This is a genomic window from Pseudomonas sp. S11P7 (genome assembly GCF_023195435.1).
GTDB classification, from domain to species: Bacteria; Pseudomonadota; Gammaproteobacteria; order Pseudomonadales; family Pseudomonadaceae; genus Aquipseudomonas; species Aquipseudomonas fluorescens_G.
Genome location: NZ_JALPKS020000002.1, coordinates 241646 through 262599, shown reverse-complemented (window position 1 = coordinate 262599; position 20954 = coordinate 241646). Strand labels below are relative to the sequence as shown.

General features: G+C 59.8%; 20 protein-coding genes and 1 pseudogene. 15 read left to right on the top strand and 6 right to left on the bottom strand.

All coding sequences use genetic code 11. The features are described from left to right. Positions 1-9 precede the first annotated feature (9 nt). The 5 genes from pgi to M0746_RS01270 all read left to right on the top strand — a co-directional run bounded on the left by pgi (position 10) and on the right by M0746_RS01270 (position 8411). The gene (gene pgi / locus M0746_RS01290) at positions 10-1674 is read left to right on the top strand and encodes a glucose-6-phosphate isomerase (RefSeq protein ID WP_258447978.1); all 1665 of its coding nucleotides are present in this window, start codon (positions 10-12) and stop codon (positions 1672-1674) included. Positions 1675-1872: 198 nt separating this feature from the next. Further along, positions 1873-3810 carry an acetate--CoA ligase gene (acs, locus tag M0746_RS01285; protein ID WP_258447977.1) on the top strand — a complete coding sequence of 646 codons (1938 nt, stop codon included), beginning with the start codon at positions 1873-1875 and terminating at the stop codon, positions 3808-3810. Between the two features lie 128 nt (positions 3811-3938). Further along, the gene (locus tag M0746_RS01280; protein ID WP_208939735.1) at positions 3939-4955 is read left to right on the top strand and encodes a class I SAM-dependent rRNA methyltransferase; all 1017 of its coding nucleotides are present in this window, start codon (positions 3939-3941) and stop codon (positions 4953-4955) included. A 208-nt stretch (positions 4956-5163) separates the two neighbouring features. Then, positions 5164-8115 (top strand): DUF748 domain-containing protein, encoded by a 2952-nt coding sequence (locus tag M0746_RS01275; RefSeq protein WP_258447976.1) that lies wholly within the window; start codon positions 5164-5166, stop codon positions 8113-8115. Further along, a complete protein-coding gene (locus M0746_RS01270) occupies positions 8115-8411 on the top strand; it encodes a DUF2845 domain-containing protein (RefSeq protein WP_208939733.1) in 297 nt (98 codons plus the stop codon). The genes M0746_RS01275 and M0746_RS01270 overlap by 1 nt, the downstream gene beginning before the upstream one ends. 267 nt (positions 8412-8678) lie before the next feature. On the opposite strand, the gene M0746_RS01265 is transcribed toward M0746_RS01270, so the two are convergent. Both M0746_RS01265 and M0746_RS01260 read right to left on the bottom strand, forming a co-directional pair. Beyond that, complete coding sequence (locus tag M0746_RS01265; protein ID WP_090286366.1) at positions 8679-9032, bottom strand: BON domain-containing protein; 354 nt, start codon at positions 9030-9032, stop codon at positions 8679-8681. A gap of 296 nt (positions 9033-9328) precedes the next feature. Further along, positions 9329-9766 (bottom strand): pilin, encoded by a 438-nt coding sequence (locus M0746_RS01260; RefSeq protein WP_208939731.1) that lies wholly within the window; start codon positions 9764-9766, stop codon positions 9329-9331. Positions 9767-9991: 225 nt separating this feature from the next. Here M0746_RS01260 and pilB point away from each other — a divergent pair, with 225 nt between their 5' ends. From pilB to yacG, 5 genes are read left to right on the top strand one after another with little or no spacing between them, the layout of a single operon-like run. Continuing rightward, entirely contained in the window at positions 9992-11692 is a 1701-nt protein-coding gene (gene pilB, locus M0746_RS01255) for a type IV-A pilus assembly ATPase PilB (protein ID WP_258447975.1), read from the top strand. 2 nt (positions 11693-11694) lie between these two features. Beyond that, positions 11695-12912, top strand: a complete 1218-nt coding sequence (locus tag M0746_RS01250) for a type II secretion system F family protein (RefSeq protein WP_258447974.1) — start codon at positions 11695-11697, stop codon at positions 12910-12912. Position 12913: 1 nt separating this feature from the next. Then, positions 12914-13786, top strand: coding sequence for a prepilin peptidase (locus tag M0746_RS01245; RefSeq protein ID WP_258447973.1), 873 nt, complete (start codon positions 12914-12916; stop codon positions 13784-13786). Then, positions 13783-14406 (top strand): dephospho-CoA kinase, encoded by a 624-nt coding sequence (coaE, locus tag M0746_RS01240; protein WP_208939727.1) that lies wholly within the window; start codon positions 13783-13785, stop codon positions 14404-14406. The genes M0746_RS01245 and coaE overlap by 4 nt, the downstream gene beginning before the upstream one ends. Further along, positions 14403-14603, top strand: coding sequence for a DNA gyrase inhibitor YacG (yacG, locus tag M0746_RS01235; RefSeq protein ID WP_007959585.1), 201 nt, complete (start codon positions 14403-14405; stop codon positions 14601-14603). Before coaE ends, yacG begins: the two co-directional genes overlap by 4 nt. Positions 14604-14609: 6 nt before the next feature. On the opposite strand, the gene M0746_RS01230 is transcribed toward yacG, so the two are convergent. Together M0746_RS01230 and M0746_RS01225 are read right to left on the bottom strand one after the other, a co-directional pair. Next, on the bottom strand, positions 14610-14825 hold the full coding sequence (locus tag M0746_RS01230) for a hypothetical protein (RefSeq protein WP_208939726.1): 216 nt from the start codon (positions 14823-14825) through the stop codon (positions 14610-14612). Positions 14826-14890: 65 nt separating this feature from the next. After that, the gene (locus tag M0746_RS01225) at positions 14891-15580 is read right to left on the bottom strand and encodes an energy-coupling factor ABC transporter permease (protein WP_258447972.1); all 690 of its coding nucleotides are present in this window, start codon (positions 15578-15580) and stop codon (positions 14891-14893) included. 117 nt (positions 15581-15697) lie between these two features. Here M0746_RS01225 and M0746_RS01220 point away from each other — a divergent pair, with 117 nt between their 5' ends. From M0746_RS01220 to M0746_RS01200, 5 genes are all read left to right on the top strand, one after another. Next, positions 15698-16324: a DUF1780 domain-containing protein gene (locus M0746_RS01220; RefSeq protein ID WP_007909887.1), complete on the top strand. Its 627-nt coding sequence runs from the start codon at positions 15698-15700 to the stop codon at positions 16322-16324. Further along, complete coding sequence (locus M0746_RS01215; RefSeq protein ID WP_093098226.1) at positions 16321-16848, top strand: MOSC domain-containing protein; 528 nt, start codon at positions 16321-16323, stop codon at positions 16846-16848. Before M0746_RS01220 ends, M0746_RS01215 begins: the two co-directional genes overlap by 4 nt. 52 nt (positions 16849-16900) lie before the next feature. Next, a complete protein-coding gene (locus M0746_RS01210) occupies positions 16901-17074 on the top strand; it encodes a DUF3094 family protein (protein ID WP_127651957.1) in 174 nt (57 codons plus the stop codon). Between the two features lie 57 nt (positions 17075-17131). Continuing rightward, a complete protein-coding gene (locus tag M0746_RS01205; protein WP_208939723.1) occupies positions 17132-18430 on the top strand; it encodes an NAD(P)/FAD-dependent oxidoreductase in 1299 nt (432 codons plus the stop codon). 391 nt (positions 18431-18821) lie between these two features. Beyond that, positions 18822-19229 carry an HvfA family oxazolone/thioamide-modified RiPP metallophore gene (locus M0746_RS01200; RefSeq protein WP_258447971.1) on the top strand — a complete coding sequence of 136 codons (408 nt, stop codon included), beginning with the start codon at positions 18822-18824 and terminating at the stop codon, positions 19227-19229. A 60-nt stretch (positions 19230-19289) separates the two neighbouring features. Here M0746_RS01200 and M0746_RS29335 read toward each other — a convergent pair whose 3' ends face one another. Together M0746_RS29335 and M0746_RS29330 are read right to left on the bottom strand one after the other, a co-directional pair. Next, a complete protein-coding gene (locus M0746_RS29335; protein WP_446731312.1) occupies positions 19290-20153 on the bottom strand; it encodes a methyl-accepting chemotaxis protein in 864 nt (287 codons plus the stop codon). Then, positions 20145-20915: pseudogene (locus M0746_RS29330) on the bottom strand (MCP four helix bundle domain-containing protein); the annotation flags it as partial. The pseudogene M0746_RS29330 and the gene M0746_RS29335, both read right to left, overlap by 9 nt. Positions 20916-20954 lie beyond the last annotated feature (39 nt).

Below are 20954 nucleotides of genomic sequence, written 5' to 3'. Positions count from 1 at the left end.
ACCGCAGCGATGGCGTACTACCGCACTCCTCATGACGTTACCGCTCTGCCTGCCTGGCAAGCGTTGAAAGATCACCGCCAAGCCATGCAGGATTTCAGCATGCGCGAAGCCTTCAACGCCGATCCGCAGCGCTTCAATCAGTTCACTCTCAGCAGCTGCGGGCTGTTTCTCGATTATTCGAAGAATTTGATCAACGCCGAGACCCGCAATCTGCTGGTGGGTCTGGCCAATGAAGTCGACCTCAAGGGCGCGATCAAAGCGCTGTTCGACGGCGAAATCGTCAACGCCTCCGAAGGCCGCCCGGCGCTGCATACCGCCCTGCGCCGTCCGGTTGGCGACAAGCTGTCGGTCAATGGCGTCAACGTGATGCCGGACGTCCACAAAGTGCTCAACCAGATCACCGATCTGGTCGGCCGCATCCATGACGGTCTGTGGCGCGGTTACACCGAGAAGCCGATCACTGATGTGGTCAACATCGGCATCGGTGGCTCGTTCCTCGGCCCGGAGCTGGTTTCCGAAGCGCTGTTGTCGTACGCGCAGAAAGGCGTGCGCTGCCACTATCTGGCGAACATCGATGGCAGTGAGTTCCACGAGCTGACGCAAAAGCTGCGCGCCGAAACCACCCTGTTCATCGTGTCGTCGAAATCCTTCAATACCCTCGAAACCCTGAAAAACGCTCAGGCCGCACGCGCCTGGTACCTGGCGCAGGGCGGCTCGGAAGCCGAGCTGTATCGTCACTTCATCGCCGTTTCGAGCAACAACGCTGCAGCGGTGGCATTCGGTATCCGCGAAGAAAACATCTTCCCGATGTGGGACTGGGTCGGCGGGCGCTACTCGCTGTGGTCGGCCATCGGTTTGCCAATCGCTCTGGCCATCGGCATGTCCAACTTCAAGGAACTGCTGTCCGGTGCCTACACCATGGACCAGCATTTCCAGACCGCGCCGTTCGAACAGAACATGCCGGTGCTGCTGGCCCTGCTTGGCGTGTGGTACGGAAACTTCTGGGGTGCGCAAAGCCACGCGATCCTGCCGTACGACCACTACCTGCGCAACATCACCAAGCACTTGCAACAGCTGGACATGGAATCCAACGGCAAGAGCGTGCGCCAGGACGGCACTTCGGTGTCGACCGATACCGGTCCGGTGATCTGGGGCGGCGTCGGCTGCAACGGTCAGCACGCCTACCACCAGTTGCTGCACCAGGGCACCCAGTTGATCCCGGCCGACTTCATCGTGCCGATCGTCAGCTTCAACCCGGTCGCCGATCACCACCAGTGGCTGTACGCCAACTGCCTGTCGCAGAGCCAGGCGCTGATGCTCGGCAAGACCCAGCCGGAAGCCGAAGCCGAGCTGCGCGACAAAGGCATGAGCGAAGAAGACGTGCGCAGACTCGCGCCGCACAAGGTGATTCCAGGCAACCGTCCGAGCAACACCTTGGTGGTTGAACGCATCAGCCCGCGTCGCCTCGGCGCGCTGGTGGCGATGTACGAACACAAGGTGTTTGTGCAAAGCGTGGTCTGGGGCATCAACGCCTTCGACCAGTGGGGCGTGGAACTGGGCAAGGAACTGGGCAAAGGCGTTTACAACCGCCTGGTCGGCAGCGACGAAAGCGTGGCTGATGATGCCTCGACTCAAGGCCTGATCAACTACTTCCGCGGCCGTCACCGCGGTTGATATAAGCCTTCAGGCAAGCGCTGTTCCCTGTGGGAGCGAGCCCGCTCGCGAAAGCGGTTGCTCATTCAACATCATTGTTGACTGACATGCCGCCTTCGCGAGCAGGCTCGCTCCCACAGTTGTTTTGTGGATGACTTGAACCTCCGGAGCTCTCGGCGCATCTTTATTCTTGTCGCACCACAAGAATAAGGAACCGTCATGTTCGATATCAGTACGTTCCCCAAAGCCGATGCCGTGCGCCGGGCTGCTCAGTTGAGTCAGGACGATTATCGGCGTCTGTACCGCGAATCCATTGAACACCCCGACACTTTCTGGGCCGAACAGGCCACGCGCTTCCTCGACTGGAGCACGCCGTGGCAGACCGTGCAGCGCTGCGATCTGCACACCGGTGAAGCCGCCTGGTTTGCCGGGGGCAAACTGAACGTCAGCTACAACTGCATCGACCGCCACCTCGCACAACGCGCTGAACAGACCGCCCTGCTCTGGGAAGGCGACGATCCCGCCGAATCAGCGCAGATCACTTACAAAAAACTTCACCATCACGTTTGCCGACTGGCCAATGTGCTGAAAAGCCGTGGCGTGAAGAAAGGCGACCGGGTGTGCATCTACATGCCGATGATCCCGGAAGCGGCCTACGCCATGCTCGCTTGCGCGCGGATCGGTGCCATCCATTCAGTGGTGTTTGGCGGTTTCTCCCCCGACTCTTTGCGTGACCGTATTCTCGATGCTGATTGCCGCACGGTGATCACTGCAGACGAAGGCGTACGCGGCGGCAAGTTCGTGCCGTTGAAACACAATGTCGACAAAGCCCTGCAAAGTTGCCCTGACGTCAGCACCGTAGTGGTGGTCGAGCGCACCCAGGGTGAGGTCGATTGGGCCGAGGGCCGCGACCTCTGGTATCACCAGGCCGTGCGCGAAGTCAGCGACGACTGCCCGCCGGAGCCGATGGACGCCGAAGACCCGCTGTTCATCCTCTACACCTCCGGCAGCACCGGCAGACCCAAAGGCGTACTGCACACCACCGGCGGCTATCTGCTGCAAGCGGCGATGACCTTCAAATACGTGCTCGACTATCGTGACGGCGAAGTGTTCTGGTGCACCGCCGACGTCGGCTGGGTCACCGGCCACAGTTACATCGTCTACGGCCCGCTGGCCAACGGCGCAACCACGCTGATGTTCGAAGGCGTGCCGAGCTACCCGAGCAGTGCACGATTCTGGCAGGTCATCGATAAACACCAGGTCAACATTTTCTATACCGCGCCGACCGCCCTGCGCGCGTTGATGCGCGAAGGTGCCGGGCCATTGAAGGAAACTTCGCGGCAGAGCCTCAGATTACTCGGCAGCGTCGGTGAGCCGATCAACCCGGAAGCGTGGGAATGGTATTTCAACGTGGTCGGTGAACAGCGTTGCCCGATCGTCGACACCTGGTGGCAGACCGAAACCGGCGGCATCATGCTCAGCCCGCTGGTCAGTGCCCAGCGGATCAAACCGGGCTGCGCCACACAACCGATGTTCGGTGTCCAGCCGGTATTGCTTGATGAACACGGCAAGGAAATCCACGGCGCCGGCAGCGGCGTGCTGGCGATCAAGTCCAGCTGGCCAGCGCAGATCCGCAGCGTTTATGGCGACCCGCAACGCATGGTCGACACCTATTTCAAGCCCTACCCCGGCTATTACTTCAGTGGCGACGGCGCGCGCCGCGATGAAGATGGCGATTACTGGATCACTGGGCGCATTGACGATGTGATCAACGTTTCCGGGCATCGCATCGGCACCGCTGAAATCGAAAGCGCACTGGTGCTGCACGACAGCATCGCCGAGGCAGCCGTGGTGGGTTACCCGCACGACGTCAAGGGCCAGGGCATCTACGCCTTCGTCACGCCCATGGACGGCACCGAAGCGAACGACGATCTGAAAAAGGATTTGCTGGCGCACGTCAGCAAGGAAATCGGCAGCTTCGCCAAACCGGACCTGATCCAGTGGGCGCCAGTCCTGCCGAAGACCCGTTCGGGCAAGATCATGCGGCGGATTTTGCGCAAAATCGCCTGCAACGAACTCGACAGCCTGGGTGACACCTCTACATTGGCTGATCCGGGTGTGGTGCAGACACTGGTTGATAAACGGCTCAACAACTGAAAGCTGCAAGTTTCGAGCTGCAAGCTGCAAGCTCAAGCGGTCCGCATTGGCTTGTAGCTTGTAGCTTGCAGCTCGCCGCTTGAAGCTAGTAGCTGATAGACTTCGCGTTTTTTCAGCAAGGCGCCCGCATGTCTTCCTTGAATCAGGCGCTGCGCGCCGCCCTCGATCAACGTCAGGACTTGCTGTCTGAGCTGCACAGCCAGGGCACCGATTGCTATCGCCTGTTCCATGGCAGCCAGGAAGGCGCGGGCGGGCTGACCATCGACCGCTACGGCCCGCAACTGCTGGTGCAGAGTTTCCACCAGACGCTGGAGCGCGACGACCTGCTGCAACTGCACGCCATGGTCAACCAGACCTTGGGCTTTGAATCCCTGCTGGTCTACAACGACCGTTCCCGAGGCAACTCGCGCATCGATCGCGAAGACCACGTCTATAAGGCTGACGAGGCAGCGCTGGCGGATCTGGTCGGTCACGAATGGGGCCTCAACTATCGCGTGCGCGGGCGCCATGCCGGGCAGGATCCGCTGTTGTTTCTCGATCTGCGCAACACCCGCGGCTGGGTCAAGGACCACGCCAAGGGCAAATCGGTGCTTAATCTGTTCGCCTACACTTGCGGCGTGGGGCTGAGCGCTGCGGCCGGTAGTGCGCGCGAGGTGTGCAACCTGGATTTCGCCGAAGGCAATCTGGCGGTCGGTCGCGAAAACGGTCTGCTCAACCCGCAGCTGCCTGAAATGCAATTCATCCAGTCCGATTATTTCCCGGCGATTCGCCAACTCGCCGGTCTGCCGATCAGCCAGCGGCGCGGGCAAAAACTGCCGAGCTATCAGCGCCTCGAACAACGCCAATACGATCTGGTACTGCTCGACCCACCGGCGTGGGCGAAAAGCGCGTTCGGCACGGTCGACCTGCTGCGCGACTATCAAAGCCTGCTCAAACCCGCCCTGCTGACCACCGCCGACAACGGCGTGCTGATCTGCTGCAACAACCTGGCGAAGGTCAGCATGGACGACTGGCGCGAACAGGTCTTGCGCTGCGCGGAAAAGGCCGGGCGGCCAGTGCGCGAGTGGAGCGTGATGACCCCGGGCGCCGATTTCCCCTCGATGGATCAGCAGCCGCCGTTGAAGACGCTGATCTTGCAGCTCTGAGCCCTCAAGCCATAACCTGTGGGAGCTGGCTTGCCAGCGATGACGGTACGTCAATCTACATCACTGTTATCTGACACACCGCAATCGCTGGCAAGCCAGCTCCCACAGGGTTATGTGTTGATCGATATTTCTGAACAATCCTGCCCCACATCAAGCACTTCGGAACCAGAATCGCGTGCCATACTCCAAGGCACTCCGATTCAGACAGATGAAGCCGCACATGCCCAAAGGATTGATTCGCGCGATTGGCGCCTTGCTAACCGCTCTGGCGCTCTACAGCCTGCTGGGGTTTCTGATTTTGCCGGGCATTGCGCTGCGGGTAGCCAATCAGCAACTCGCCAACTACGCGACGGTACCTGCACACATCCAGCGTATCGAGCTCAACCCGTTCAGCCTTGAAGTCACACTGTGGGGCCTGGTCATCGGCGAGCCGGGCAAGGAGCAGGTCGGCTTCGAACGCCTGTACGCCGACCTGCAGATCGACAGTCTGTGGACTAAAGCCCTGCATCTGGCGAACATCGAACTGGACAAGCCAAAGACCGAAATCCTCTTCGCCAAGGACGGCAAGCTCAACCTGCTCGGCCTGTTCAATGTGCCGGCCAGCGAACCGACGCCCGCCGACCCCGACGCCAAGCCGTTCCCGCTGCGTATCGACAACATCAAACTGGCCAGCGGCGTGGTGCACTTTCAGGATGTGCGCCCGAGCGAGCCGATCGAATTTCTTTACGATGACCTCAGTTTCGAGCTGAAAAACCTCAGCACCCTGCCCGAAGACAGTGCCGACATGACTCTGGTCGCCATCGGCCCGGCCGGCGGGCGGATCGACTGGAGCGGTAATTTCAGCCTGATTCCGTTCACTTCCGAAGGCACACTGAAAGTCACCGACGGCCAGATGAAAGCTTTCTGGCCCTATGTGCGCGATGCGGTGCCGCTGGTGCTGGAAAACGGCGTGGTCAGCCTCAGCACCGATTACAAACTCAACCTGTCGAAACAAACCGAACTGCTGCTCAATAACGTCGCGGTGAGCATCGCGCCGTTCGCCATCAAGGCCCCGGACGGCCGCCCACTGGCAAAACTTGAACGTCTCGATGTCAGCGAAACCAGCGTTGACCTCGCCAAACAACAGGTCGTGGTCGGCAAGATCCGCAGCCAGAAACTCGAAACCTGGGCCGCCCTCGAAGCCGACAAGCAACTGGACTGGCAGAAACTGTTTGCCAGCCAACCGTCGAAACCGGCGGCTAAAGCCGCTGCCGAACCGGCCAGTACTCCGGCCGCAGCCGATTCACCGAAGCCTGAACCAGCGGCGCCAAGCAAACCGTGGCAAGTGCTGCTCAAAGATGTGCAGTTGCGCAACTACACCGTGCACCTCGCCGATCGATCTGCACAACCGCCGGTGACGCTGGACCTGACCCCGCTGAACGTCGATCTGCAGGATTTCGACAGCCTCAATGGTTCGCCCTTCAAGCTCAAGCTCGACAGCGGCGTCGGCAAGCAAGGCAAGATTTTCGCCGACGGCACGCTCAACCTCGCTCCGGTCAACGCGCAACTCAACGTCAAGACCCAGGACATTGACCTGCGCGTCGCCCAGTCGTACATCAATCCGTTCATTCGCCTGGAACTGCGCAGCGGCATGCTCGGCAGCGATCTGAAGGTCAATCTCAAGAGCACCGAACCGCTGGCCCTCAGCGTGACCGGGCGCGCGCAGATCGATCAATTACACACCCTCGACACCCTGAAGACCCGCGACTTCCTCAAGTGGCAGCAAGTGGTCGTCGAAGGCCTGAATTACCAGCACGGTGACAGCCTGTCGATCGACAAGGTCAACCTGTTCCAGCCTTACGCGCGGTTCATGATCAACGATGACCGCAGCACCAACGTCGATGACCTGCTGATTCCGCAACCGGCCGACAACGGCACAAAAAGCGCTGCAGCCAAACCGGCGAGCAATGAAAAACCCTTGGGCATCCACATTGGCGCCATCGCGATCAACGATGGCTCGGCCAACTTCGCCGACTTCAGCCTGACGCCAAACTTCGCCACCGCCGTGCAGCAGCTCAACGGTCAGATCGGCACCATCGACAGTCGGCAGGCGAAACCTGCCAGCGTCGATATCAAAGGCAAGGTCGACCGTTATGCACCGGTCACCATCAAAGGCGCAGTCAACCCGTTCGACCCGATGGCCAGCCTCGACATCGCCACCAGTTTCAAACGCGTCGAGCTGACCACGCTGACGCCCTACTCCGGCAAGTTCGCCGGCTATCGAATCCGCAAGGGTCGGCTCAATCTCGATCTGCATTACCTTATTACCAAGGGACAGCTCAAAGCCGAAAACAAAGTGGTGGTCGAGCAATTGCAGCTCGGTGAAAAGGTCGACAGCCCGGATGCGGTCAGCCTGCCTCTGAAACTGGCGATTGCCCTGCTCAAGGACGTCGACGGCAAGATCTCCATTGAATTGCCGGTCACCGGTGACTTGAACAACCCGCAGTTCAGCGTGATGCCGATTGTCTGGCAGACCCTGCGCAACCTGATCGTCAAAGCCGCCGCCGCGCCGTTCAAGATGATTGGCGGACTGGTCAGTGGTGGCGGCTCCGAAGACCTCGGTACCGTGTCCTTCGCGCCGGGCTCCAGCGAGCTGAACAAGGACGCCGAAGCGGCACTGGTCAAGCTGTCTCAGGCGCTCAAGGAGCGCCCGGCTCTGCGTCTGGAAATCGAAGGCACCGCTGCGAAAAGCAGCGATGGTCCGTTACTCGCCGAGCAGCGTCTGGAACGTGAATACCAGTACAACTACTACAAGATGCTCCAGCGCCGTGGCGATAAAGTCCCGGCCCAGGCCTCGCTGCTGCAAGTACCCGACGGCGAAAAAGGTCCGCTGCTGGAGGGCATCTATCGCACCCGCCTGAAAACCCAGCCACCGGCCGAATGGAAGGATCTGGGCAAGGAAGAACGCACCGCGAAGATGCGCGAAGGCGTGATCAAGTTCTGGAGCGGCAGCGATGTGTTGCTGCGTCAGTTGGGCCAGGACCGCGCCAGCACCATCAAGGATTACCTGGTCGACAAGGGCAAGCTTGAGGATGACCGCGTGTATTTCATCGACGCCAACCTTGGTGAAGCTGAAAGCGACGGTCGTGTAGTGACGCAAATGCACCTGGACGCCGAGTGATGAGTTGCAAATGGCTGGTCGCAGGGGTGCTGGCGTGTGCCGCCAGCCATGCCAGCGCTTCCGACACGTTGCGCTGCGGCAGCCAGTTGATCAGCCTTGGCGATCGCAGCAGCGAAGTCCTGCAAAAGTGCGGCGAGCCGGTCAGTCGTGACGTGCTCGGCTACAAGCGCAGCGCCAACCGCCGCGAGGAGTTTCAGGTCGAGGAATGGACCTACGGCCCGAGCAACGGCATGTATCAATACCTGCGCTTCGAGGGCAACCGCTTGCGGCAGATCAACAGCAAGCGCGGCCCCTGATCCAACACCATCCCCCTGTAGGAGTGAGCCTGCTCGCGATAACGACCTGTCAGCCAACGCTTGATCAACTGACAGAACGCTATCGCGAGCAGGCTCACTCCTACCTTTGATTTGGTCGCCCCTGAAATAGAACAGGCCCCGACACAAGTGCCGGGGCCTGTAATGGTCACCTCCGTGTGACCGTTCGCATGAACTCTAAAGGTGCGGCAGACGTATGGCTCGGCCCGTCTGTCGCGTCTTCTCCCGGTCCAGGCGAGAAGCCTTGCCTTACTCGGCTTTCAGGCCGTCAGCGGAGACCGCTTTAACGCCTTTGATTTTCTTGGCGATGGCCACGGCTACGTCTTTCTGCGATTCAGTCACTGCAGTAGTCGACGACAGGGATACCACGCCTTTATTGGTTTCTACTTTGATGTCGGTGCCTGGAATGCCTTTTTCGGTAACCAGATCAGCTTTGACCTTGGTGGTGATCCAAGTATCGGAAGTGTCCTGCTTCATCTCGGTGACTTCACCAGCAGCCAGAACCATTGGCGACTGGGTAGCCTGAGTGGTCTGGGCGAAAGCGCCGCCAGCCATGGTCAGGGTCAGAGCGGTAGCAGCGGCAGTGATAGCGAACTTCTTCATACGAGTAACTCCTGTTTTTCTGGAAAGTCTGCTGGGATATCTCTTCAGCAGGGTTGCCAAGGTAGTTGCGAACGCTGTGCCAACTTTTTCGAACCTAATAAATCGTTTAAAAACAGCAGCTTACAGAATTCGCTCATTTTCGATTTCATGCAAAATGCATGACTCGCGGTTTATTCGCATGCAAGTTGCGGTTTTTCGAAAAGTTCATAAGCTGCTGAAATTATTGAAGCTTTTTTCAAGCGCTGCGCCATAAAAAATGCCCTGCTGTGCAGGGCATTTTCGACTCTTCCGAGAAATCAGGCACCGCTACCCGGACAACCTCTAGGCGCGTATTCGTTATTGACTGTCGATGCGCATGTCCAAGAGCCTGAGGTGGCTCCAGTTGCCGCACCAGAACGAGTGAGGGTAATCGTTTTACCCAAGACAGGCCCCGGAGCGTTGAGCAGCGTACAGGTAATCGTGCCCGCACCTGTCGCAGCTGTACCTGTAACCGCCAACGTACAGTTGGAGGTGGTTGTCGTGCCGCCATTCACATTGGTTATGTCAGGGGCGGTGCCTTGGTTGATGGTGTCCTCGAACGGCACCTTCAATGCGCTGATCTCCGCCAGCCCCGCCGTCACCTTCGACCGCGCCTGATATTTCGAATACTGCGGCAGGGCGATGGTCGCCAGAATGCCGATGATCGCCACCACGATCAGCAGCTCGATCAGGGTAAAACCTTGTTGTTTTTTCATAGACACGCTCCATGCATGAGGGGAAATCTCATGATCTGAAAAAGACCCAGCATAGGCCATGCCACTGCCCCGGAGCCCTGCCTGCCGGGCGCGAACTGCGCACTGCGCCGTTTCCTACAACCCGCAACCGCACTATCTGACACTTTTTGTCACCTGCATCGGCCGTGTTTGGCGCTGTCACTTGACTAGGCTATAAGTCATGAACGCCAAGCACGCGGAATCCACATGAATGACATCGCTCTGAGCGGTCTGGCCAAGCAATTGGTGCAGGCCGAACTGCTGACGGAACAAGGTGCCCAGCAAGCCTGGCAGCAGGCACAGCGCAATCGCGTGTCGCTGGTGAACTACCTGGTGCACAACAAACTGGTGAAGAGCCGGCAGATCGCCGAGATTGCCTCGGAACACTTCGGCATGGCCCTGCTCGATCTCAATTGCCTCGACAAGGAAACCCAGCCCAAGGGCCTGGTCAGCGAAAAACTGGTGCGCCAACACTGCGCCCTGCCGTTGTGGCGACGCGGTAACAAACTCTTTGTCGGCCTCTCCGACCCGAGCAATCAGCAGGCCATCAGCGATATCCAGTTCAGCACCGGCCTCAGCACCGAAGCGATTCTGGTCGAAGACGACAAGCTCAGCGATGCCATCGACAAGTTCTTCGATACACACGCGACCGGCCTCGAGGAAATGGCCGACGTCGACCTCGATGGCCTTGACGTCGAATCCGTCAGCGACAGCAAACAGGACGCCATTGGCGGGCTCGATGCCGACGATGCGCCGGTGGTGCGCTTCGTTCACAAGATGCTGCTCGACGCGATCAAAAGCGGCTCCTCCGACCTGCACTTCGAGCCTTATGAAAAGAACTACCGGGTGCGGGTACGCACCGACGGCATGCTGCGTGAAGTCGCCAAACCGCCGATTCAACTGGCCGGGCGCATCGCCGCGCGCCTGAAGGTCATGGCCAGCCTCGATATCTCTGAGCGACGCAAACCGCAGGACGGGCGGATCAAGATGCGCCTGTCGAAAAGCAAGTCGATCGACTTCCGGGTCAATACCCTGCCGACACTGTGGGGCGAAAAAGTGGTGATCCGGATTCTCGACCCGTCCAGCGCGCAGATGGGTATCGATGCTCTCGGTTATGAACCGGAACAGAAAGAGTTGTACATGGCCGCGCTGAAACAGCCGCAGGGCATGATCCTGGTGACCGGCCCCACCGGTTCGGGGAAAACCGTGTCGCTGTACACCGGGCTGAATATTCTCAACACCGTCGACATCAACATTTCTACCGCCGAAGACCCGGTAGAGATCAACATGGAAGGCATCAATCAGGTCAACGTCAATCCGCGCCAGGGGCTGGATTTCGCCCAGGCCCTGCGCTCGTTTCTGCGTCAGGACCCGGACGTGATCATGGTCGGCGAGATCCGCGATCTGGAAACCGCCGAGATTGCCATCAAAGCCGCGCAGACCGGCCACCTCGTGCTCTCGACCCTGCATACCAACAGCGCTGCCGAAACGCTCACACGCCTGCACAACATGGGCATTCCCGGGTTCAACATTGCTACCTCGGTCAGCCTGATCATTGCCCAGCGTCTGGCACGCAAACTGTGCAACCACTGCAAGAAACCGATCGAAGTGCCTCGCGAAACCCTGATCAAGGAAGGCTTCCCCGAGGAACGCATCGGCAGTTTCACGATCTACGAGCCGGTCGGTTGCGATCATTGCAACAACGGTTACAAGGGACGCGTGGGGATTTATGAAGTGGTGAAGAACACGCCTGAGCTGCAACGCCTGATCATGGCCGAAGGCAACTCGCTGGAAATCGATATGCAGATGCGCCGCGACGGCTTCGACGATCTGCGCACCGCAGGTTTGCACAAGGCCATGCAAGGCACCACCAGCCTGGAAGAAATCAACCGGGTCACCAAGGATTGAACATGGCGGTCAAGGCAGCGAAAACCAGCACGTACGCTTGGGAAGGTACGGACCGCAAAGGCAGCAAAGTCACCGGAGAGTTGAGCGGGCAGAATGCGGCGCTGATCAAGGCACAGTTGCGCAAACAGGGGATCAATCCGGGCAAGGTGCGCAAGAAATCAGCATCGTTGCTGAGTTTCGGCAAACGCATCAAGGCCCAGGACATCGCCCTGTTCACCCGCCAAATGGCGACGATGATGAAGGCCGGCGTGCCGCTGTTGCAGTCGTTCGACATCATCGGCGAAGGCTTCGAAAACCCGGCGATGCGCAAAGTCATCGACGAGGTGAAGCAGGAGGTTGCCGCCGGTAACAGCTTCGCCGCGGCGCTGCGCAAGAAGCCACAGTATTTCGACGAGCTGTATTGCAACCTCGTCGATGCCGGCGAGCAATCCGGCGCACTCGATACCCTGCTCGAACGGGTCGCCACTTATAAGGAAAAAAGCGAAGCACTCAAGGCCAAGATCAAGAAAGCCATGACCTACCCGAGCGCCGTCCTCCTGGTGGCAGCCGTGGTGACCGGCATTCTGCTGGTAAAAGTGGTGCCGCAGTTTCAGTCGGTGTTTTCCGGGTTTGGCGCCGAGTTGCCAGGGTTCACCTTGATGGTGATCAGCCTGTCTGAATTCATGCAGGCGTGGTGGTGGGCGATTCTCGGCGCACTGATCGCAGCGTTCTTCGGCACCCGCCATGCACTGAAAAAGTCTCAAGCGTTGCGCGATCGCCGCGACGCCTGGCTGCTCAAATTGCCATTGGTCGGCACGCTGATGTACAAGTCTGCCGTGGCGCGCTTTGCCCGGACCCTGTCGACCACCTTCGCTGCCGGCGTGCCGCTGGTGGAAGCCCTCGACTCGGTAGCGGGCGCTGCGGGCAATGTCGTGTTCAAACGTGCCATCCTGCGAATCCGTCAGGACGTCTCCACCGGCATGCAGCTGAATTTCTCCATGCGCAGCACCGGAGTTTTCCCGACCATGGCCGTGCAGATGACCGCGATCGGCGAAGAGTCCGGCGCATTGGACGATATGCTCGACAAGGTCGCCGGCTTTTACGAAGAGGAAGTGGATAACATGGTCGACAACCTCACCAGCCTGATGGAGCCGTTCATCATGGTCGTGCTGGGGGTCGTCGTCGGCGGTCTGGTGGTGGCCATGTACCTGCCGATCTTCCAGCTCGGCTCAGCGGTCTGACATGTACCTCGACGAGCTGTTCGCTCTCTATCCGCTGGCCTTTATCGGCGCCGCGCTGTTGCTCGGGCTGGTGGTTGGCAGCTTCCTCAATGTGCTGGTCTGGCGCCTGCCGAAAATGCTCGAACGCGACTGGCGCCAGCAGGCACACGACGTGCTCGGCCTGCCGATCGAAACGCCGCAACCCACTTACAACCTGATGCTGCCGCATTCGCAATGCCCGCACTGCGCACACCGGATTCGCGCCTGGGAAAACATTCCCGTGCTGAGTTATCTGTGCTTGCGCGGGCGTTGCTCGGCGTGTGCTGCACCGATCAGCAAGCGTTACCCGCTGACCGAGCTGACCTGCGGTGTGCTGTCGGCCTTCATTGCCTGGCATTTCGGTTTCGGCTGGCAGGCGGGGCTGCTGATGTTCCTCACCTGGGGCTTGCTGGCGATGAGTCTGATCGACACCGAACATCAATTGCTGCCCGATGTGCTGGTGCTGCCGTTGTTGTGGCTGGGGCTGATCGTCAATAGCTTCGGGCTGTTCGTGCCGTTGCACGATGCATTGTGGGGTGCGGTGGCTGGTTATCTGGCGCTGTGGTCGGTGTTCTGGCTGTTCAAGCTGTTGACCGGCAAGGACGGCATCGGCCACGGTGACTTTAAATTATTGGCGCTGCTGGGCGCGTGGGGCGGCTGGCAGATTCTGCCGCTGACCATTCTGCTGGCATCGCTGGTCGGCGCCGTGATTGGCGTGATTGTGTTGCGCCTGCGCGAGCAGAAAACCTCGACGCCGATTCCTTTCGGTCCCTATCTGGCCATTGCCGGCTGGATTGCCTTGCTCTGGGGTGGTCAAATAACCGACTTCTATTGGCAGTTTGTCGGTTTGAAATGAATACCCCTGTGGAAAAACCCTGGATTCTCGGCCTCACCGGCGGCATCGGCAGCGGCAAAAGCGCGGCGGCACAGCACTTCATCGACCTCGGCGTGCATGTCGTCGATGCCGACCACGCAGCGCGCTGGGTGGTCGAGCCCGGGCGTCCGGCGCTGGCGCAGATTGCCGATCATTTCGGCGCGCAGGTGTTGCAAAGCGACGGCACGCTGAACCGCGCAGCCCTGCGCAAGCTGATCTTCGAAGTGCCGGAGCAACGGCGCTGGCTGGAAGCACTGCTGCATCCGTTGATCGCCGAGGAAATCGCCCATCACCTGGCGCTGGCAAAATCGCCTTATGCGATTCTGGTTTCGCCGCTATTGATCGAGTCCGGCCAATACAGCATGACCCAGCGCATTCTGGTGATCGACGCCCCGCAACCACTGCAGATCGAACGCACCTTGCAACGTGACCAGACCAGCGCCGAGCAGGTTCAGGCGATCCTCAAGGCCCAACTGAGCCGCGAAGACCGCGTAAGCCGCGCCGACGACGTAGTGGTCAACGACCGCGACCTCGCCTGGCTGCACAGCGAGATCGAGCGTCTGCATCACTTTTACCTGACTTTATCCGGAGGCCAAGCATGAGCCAGATCCCAACCGTTGAATGCCCGACCTGTGGCGCCCCCGTGGAATTTACCCCGGAAAACAAGTTTCGCCCGTTCTGTTCTGACCGCTGCAAGCTGATCGACCTCGGCGCCTGGGCCTCGGAAGAACACAAGATTCCGGTCGCCCCGGATGCCGAAGACGAACTGTTTTCCGGCGATTTCGATCCGCGTCACTGAGCCTGATCAGGGCCGCATGAAGCCGTAGTCCTGTTCGTCGTCGAGGTTTTCCGCAAGAAAACGCAACTCGTCGGCCAGGTCTTCGGCGTTGCGCACAGCCTTGCTCTGTTGCACCACAGCACTGAGCAAGGCGCGCAAGCTCAACCCCGGGTCAAAGCCGACCTCCTGCGCCATCTCCAGACTCTGCCGGGTTTCCTGCCTCGCCCATTCGTACACACTCATGCCGCTGCTCCTGAAGGGATTTGCGTGAGCATGGGATTTTCCGCCGATGGCGGATTTGATATGGATCAAGGCTTGCGATCGTCGTCGTTCCACGGCGCCGAGAGGTAGCGCGTACGGTTGAACGTCTCCAGCCATTCCGGGCTGAACACCACCAGCGCACTGACGATCATGCCGTTGATGAATGCCTCAGGAAAAATGATCAACCACAAATAGCCGATGAAATCTTCCAGCCACTCCGGCATGGCGAACAGGCCGTCGAACCACAGCAGCGTCAGACTGAAGATCAGGCACAACAGCGCCGACAATGCCGCAGCAAAAAAACCGGAACAGAAGATATACACAAACGGATTGCGCGGCTGCGCACGCTCGACAAGGATGGCCACGCACTCGGTAACCAGCACCGGTAGCAAAATGAACAAGGCGCCATTGACCCCCAGTGCCGCCAGATCCTGCCGCCCGAGCAGCACCAGGCCGATTTGCGCCACCAGCGCGCCAATGATCGCCAGCGGCCAATCCAGCAGCAGGGTCACCGCAGTCATGCCGAGGAAGTGATAGGACACGCCGGTATCGAAGTCCCGGCGCATCAGCCAGAGCAGGAACAGGGCGAACACCGTTGCGCACAGCAAATGCTGACGCCGGTTGTCACTGAACAGCTCGACCCACGGCGCGCGCATGATCGCCCACAGCAGCACTGGCAGATAAATCAGCCAGCCGAGCGTCAGACTCGCCGAGGACAGCAGTTCGGCACCGATCATGATTCCCTCACCTTCTCCATGGACATACCGCCTCGTCGCAGTCTACACCGCCACCGCATGCGCACCAGCCGATGCAAAGCTATCTGCTTGTCGCATTTGAACGCTAAGCTTGGGCTTATGGATGACTCAGATTACTTACGCCTGCTGACCATCGCGGCCGAGCAAGCCAACGCCTTTCTGTCCAATGCCCGCAAATGGGAGCGTGAGCGTTGGGTTTGCCAACGCCTGCTGCAAGGCCTCAACATCCCCTACCGCGCCGACGAATTCGCGCCGGCCGGTGAGCCGCCGGATGTGCTGTTTCGGGATGCCAACTTCGAAGTATTTTTTGTGCTCGATGAAGGTCGTCGGCTCAACGATGAATGGCGCGATGAACTGCAGCGGCGCCGCAGTGCATTTTCCCTCAGCCAACTGGTGCGCCGCGAAGCCAAGCCCAAGCGGATTCCGGCCAATGAATTTCTCCTGCGGCTGGCCCCGACCCTGCGCAAGAAAGCCCACAACTACAAGGAACGCGGCATGGATCTGGGCGAACTGGACATCATTGCATTCGCCAGCCTCAAACGCGAAGTGCTCGACCTGAACAGTCATTTCCCGCCACCGACCGAATATTTGCGTCAGGGCTGGCGCTCGCTGTCGCTGGTCGGCCCGACGTTCGCCCGCGTGTTGTTCGCACACCCGGATGCACCGGATTTCCTGCGCAGCAATCTTGGGCGCAGCATCGTCTTTGATGTCGGGATCAGCCTGTGACGCCACTTCAACAATTGATTGCCGATGTGCCGCAAACCGGACGAGTGCGCTGGATCGGCGTGCGTCCCGAATCACGCGGACCGATGCTTGAGCTCGATGCCGTGGAGGCGCGCCTGGAGGCCGGCTTGACCGGCGATCATGCCCGCCCCGGTGTGCGCAACGCGCGCCAGGTGACACTGATTCAGTGGGAGCATCTGGCAGTGATCAACGCTTTGATGGGCCGCCCTGACGACAATCCGGTCAGGCCTGAAGACTTGCGGCGTAATCTGGTCATCAGCGGTATCAATCTGTTTAGTTTGAAGGGTCGGCGTTTTCGCATCGGTCAGGCAATATTCGAAACCACTGGCTGGTGCCAACCGTGTGCACGCCTGCAGAACAATCTCGGCCCGGGCACTTTTCAAGCGGTGCGCGGACATGGCGGAATTACCGCACGGGTGTTACAAAGCGGGATCATTCGCCTCGATGACCGGGTCAGCGTCGAACCGGTGCCGGACAGCGGCTATGCTGCGTTCAACCCCGGATAAAAAACCGCTGTAGCGTGTGCCCATTCAGCAACGTCTACCTGACGAGGCCAATATGACCAGCCGCCTGAAACCCGAAGACCAAAAGCATGTCGAAGAGTACCTGCAACTGTCCCAACACCGAGTCGAGCGCCGGCCTTTCCGGCCGTGGATGCTCCTGGTGCTGGTGCTGGCAGTGACCATTGGTCTCGGTCTGCTGAGCCGACTTATCAGTTACCTGACGCTATGAGCAGCCTCGCGCTCGCTTGGGTAACGATTTCCTTTAAAAACCTTGCGAGTTATCCCCATGTCCCATCGTATTGTCATTGTCGGCGGCGGCGCCGGCGGTCTGGAGTTGGCTACCCGTCTGGGTAAGACCCTGGGCAAGCGCGGTACCGCCAGCGTGATGCTGGTCGACGCCAACCTCACTCACATCTGGAAACCACTGCTGCACGAAGTGGCTGCCGGGTCGCTGAACTCTTCCGAAGACGAACTCAACTATGTCGCCCAGGCAAAATGGAACCACTTCGAGTTCCAGCTCGGGCGCATGAGCGGCCTTGATCGCGCGCAGAAGAAAATCCAGCTGGCGGCCACTTACGACGAAAACGGCATCGAGCTGGTTCCGGCGCGTGAAGTTGCGTACGACTCGCTGGTGATCAGCGTCGGCAGCACCACCAACGATTTCGGCACTCAGGGCGCGGCGCAGCACTGCCTGTTCCTCGACACCCGCAAACAGGCCGAGCGCTTTCACCAGCAACTGCTCAACCACTACCTGCGCGCCCACGCCGGGCAGACCGATGTGGTCGAGCAGATCAGCGTGGCCATCGTCGGTGCCGGCGCTACCGGCGTCGAACTGGCGGCGGAGCTGCACAACGCTGCGCATGAACTGGCCGCTTACGGACTGGACCGGATCAAACCGGAAAACATGCACATCACCTTGATCGAGGCCGGCCCACGGGTGCTGCCTGCGCTGCCGGAACGCATCAGCGGGCCAGTGCACAAGACCCTGGAAAAACTCGGGGTCAATGTGCTGACCAATGCTTCGGTCAGCGAAGTGACTGCCGACAGCCTGATCACTGCCGACGGCAACCAGATCAAGGCCAGCCTGAAAGTCTGGGCAGCGGGCATTCGCGCGCCGGGGTTCCTCAAGGACATCGACGGTCTGGAAACCAACCGCATCAATCAGCTGCAAGTGCTGCCGACCCTGCAAACCACCCGCGACGAAAACATCTTCGCTTTCGGCGATTGCGCCGCATGCCCGCAACCGGGCAGCGATCGCAACGTACCGCCTCGGGCCCAAGCGGCACACCAACAGGCCTCGCTGCTGGCCAAGTCGCTGAAGCTGCGCATCGAAGGCAAGACCCTGCCGGAATACAAATACACCGACTACGGCTCGCTGATCTCGCTGTCGCGTTTTTCGGCGGTGGGTAACCTGATGGGCAACCTGACGGGCAGCGTGATGCTCGAAGGCTGGCTGGCGCGGATGTTTTACGTGTCGCTGTACCGCATGCACCAGATGGCGCTGTACGGGCCGTTTCGCACGGCGATGCTGATGCTCGGCAGCAAGATCGGCCGCGGTACCGAGCCGCGTTTGAAGCTGCATTGATCAAGGCCTGGGAAGGGAATCCTGACCCAGTACACCTCTCCTGTGGGAGCCAGCCTGCTGGCTCCCACACTTTTTTGTGCCTGGCTCGAAATCAAAGCTAAACACTACCCCTGTGGGAGCGAGCCTGCTCGCGAATGCATTCTGTCAGTCAGCAAGGTGGCCGACTGATCTGATGCTTTCGCGAGCAGGCTCGCTCCCACAGGGTTTTGTGTTGAATGGCAGATATGTTTCGCACTGTATCTGCCTGCGCAGATCTCACTTTTTCTTACAAACCCCGCGCGCCACGACACAGTCGCGATACACCGCCGCCGCTTAATGGCCACACCCGAGCGCACCTGCTCAGGGCTTCGTCCTTAACGTGTGGCTGCGCTGTGCAGCCAGGAGAATGTCAATGTCGCGTACTTCGACCCTCGGTAAAAAATCCATTGGCCTGTTCGGCGCCGCACTCGCCGGTGGGCTGATGTTGTCCGGTTCGGTGTTTGCTGCCCAGCCCTTGGCACAGGGCTACATGGTCGCCTCCGCGGAAACTTCGGTGAAAGCGCCGGAAGGCAAATGCGGTGAAGGAAAATGCGGTGATGCTTCGATGGCCAAGACCGACAGCGACGGTGACGGCAAAGTCTCCCGCGCGGAATTCATCAAGGTTGCGCCAAAGTCTGACTTCGGCAAGATCGACACCAACCACGACGGCTTCATCGACGAGCAAGAGGCCTACAACAACGTGAAGGCCAACTTCGAAGCCAATGGCAAGAAGATGCCCAAAGGCCTGTTCGAGCATCTGAAAGATCAAGACGGCGCCTGATTCAGCAAGCAATCCAGCCGCGCTTTTTTAAGAAAAGCGCGGCTTTTTCATGTCTGGCGTTTACAACTGAAAGCGCCGCACCATGCCTTGCAGCGCGTTGGCCAGTTTCGACAATTCGTGGCTGGAGGCACTGGTCTGATCGGCCCCCGCCGCGGAGCGCACCGACAGATCACGAATGTTGACCAGATTGCGATCCACTTCCCGCGCCACCTGCGCCTGCTCCTCGGCGGCGCTGGCGATGACCAGATTACGCTCGTGGATCTCATGCACCGACGCGGTGATCGTCTGCAACGCCTCACCGGCGCGCGCCGCCATGCTCAGCGTGGTATTCGCACGCGCAGCACTGGCCTGCATCGACTCCAGCGCCAGACTCGAGCCGTTGCGCATGCCCTGCACCATCTGCTCGATTTCCTGGGTCGATTGCTGCGTACGATGGGCCAGCGCGCGCACCTCATCGGCGACCACGGCAAACCCACGCCCGCTTTCGCCCGCCCGCGCCGCTTCGATTGCCGCATTGAGCGCCAGCAGGTTGGTCTGCTCGGCAATCGCCCGGATCACGTCTAGCACCTTGCCGATGTCCTGGGATTGATTGGCCAGTGATTGCACCAGCTCGCCAGTGTGCTGCACATCAGCGGCCAGCGCATTGATGGCGCTGGCGGTTTCGCTGACCCGCTCCTGCCCCAGTTGCGCCGAATCGCTGGATTGGCGGGTAGCGTCGCTGGTCGACACGGCGTTGCGCGCGACCTCCTCGACCGCCGTGGTCATTTCATTGACGGCGGTGGCCGCCTGCTCGATTTCATTGTTCTGTTGTTGCAAGCCTTGGGTGCTGTCGAGGGTTACTGCGTTGAGCTCATCGGCAGCGGAGGCCAATTGCGTGGCCGAGCCGCTGATGCCCTGCAAGGTTTCGCGCAGGTTTTGTTGCATGGTCGCCAGTGCTTTGAGCAAACGGCTGACCTCGTCATTGCCCTGGGTTTCGATAGGACGGGTCAGATCGCCCTTCGCCACGCTTTCAGCGGCGCTGACTGCGCTGCTCAGCGGTCGCACAATGCTGCGTGTCAGCAGCATCGCCAGGGCCACGGTCGCGAGCGCCGCCAGTGCAATGAACACGCTGACGATGGTGCGCGACGTGGCGTAATGCGCGGCCGACTTCTGGCTTTCCAGCGCGACCTGTTTGGCGAACAGATCCGCCAGGTCATTGAGTTGCTTGCCCGAGCCATCGACTACGGTCTTCATATCGACGAGCAGCAATTTGGTCAGCTCGTCACGCTTGCCCTGTTCGGCCAGGGTGAACGATTGGGCAATCCCGGTGCGGTACGCGGCAAAGGTCTGCTTGAACTGGTCATAGAGCTGCTGGCCCTCTGGCGTGGTGACCAGATTGTCGTAGGCGGTGATTTTTTCGCTGAGCTCTTTGTCGCGGGTGTCCATTTGGCCACGATAGGTCGGGATATTTTTTGGGTCTTCGTCCAGCGCCATGCGCAAGGAGATGGTACGGATGCGCAGCATCAGCTCGCGAATCTCATCGCCGCCACGAATGCTGGGCAGCCACTGAGTCTCCACGGCGACTTCACTGTCGCGGATGCTCGACATCTGCCCAAGGGCAAACACGCCGAGCAAGGCCACCAATACCGCGATCAGGGCGAAGCCCAAGGCAGCCCGCGGAGCAATATTCAACTGACGAAGCAACATGACGAACGCCCTTATTCTTGTATTGGCCAGATGCGAGGG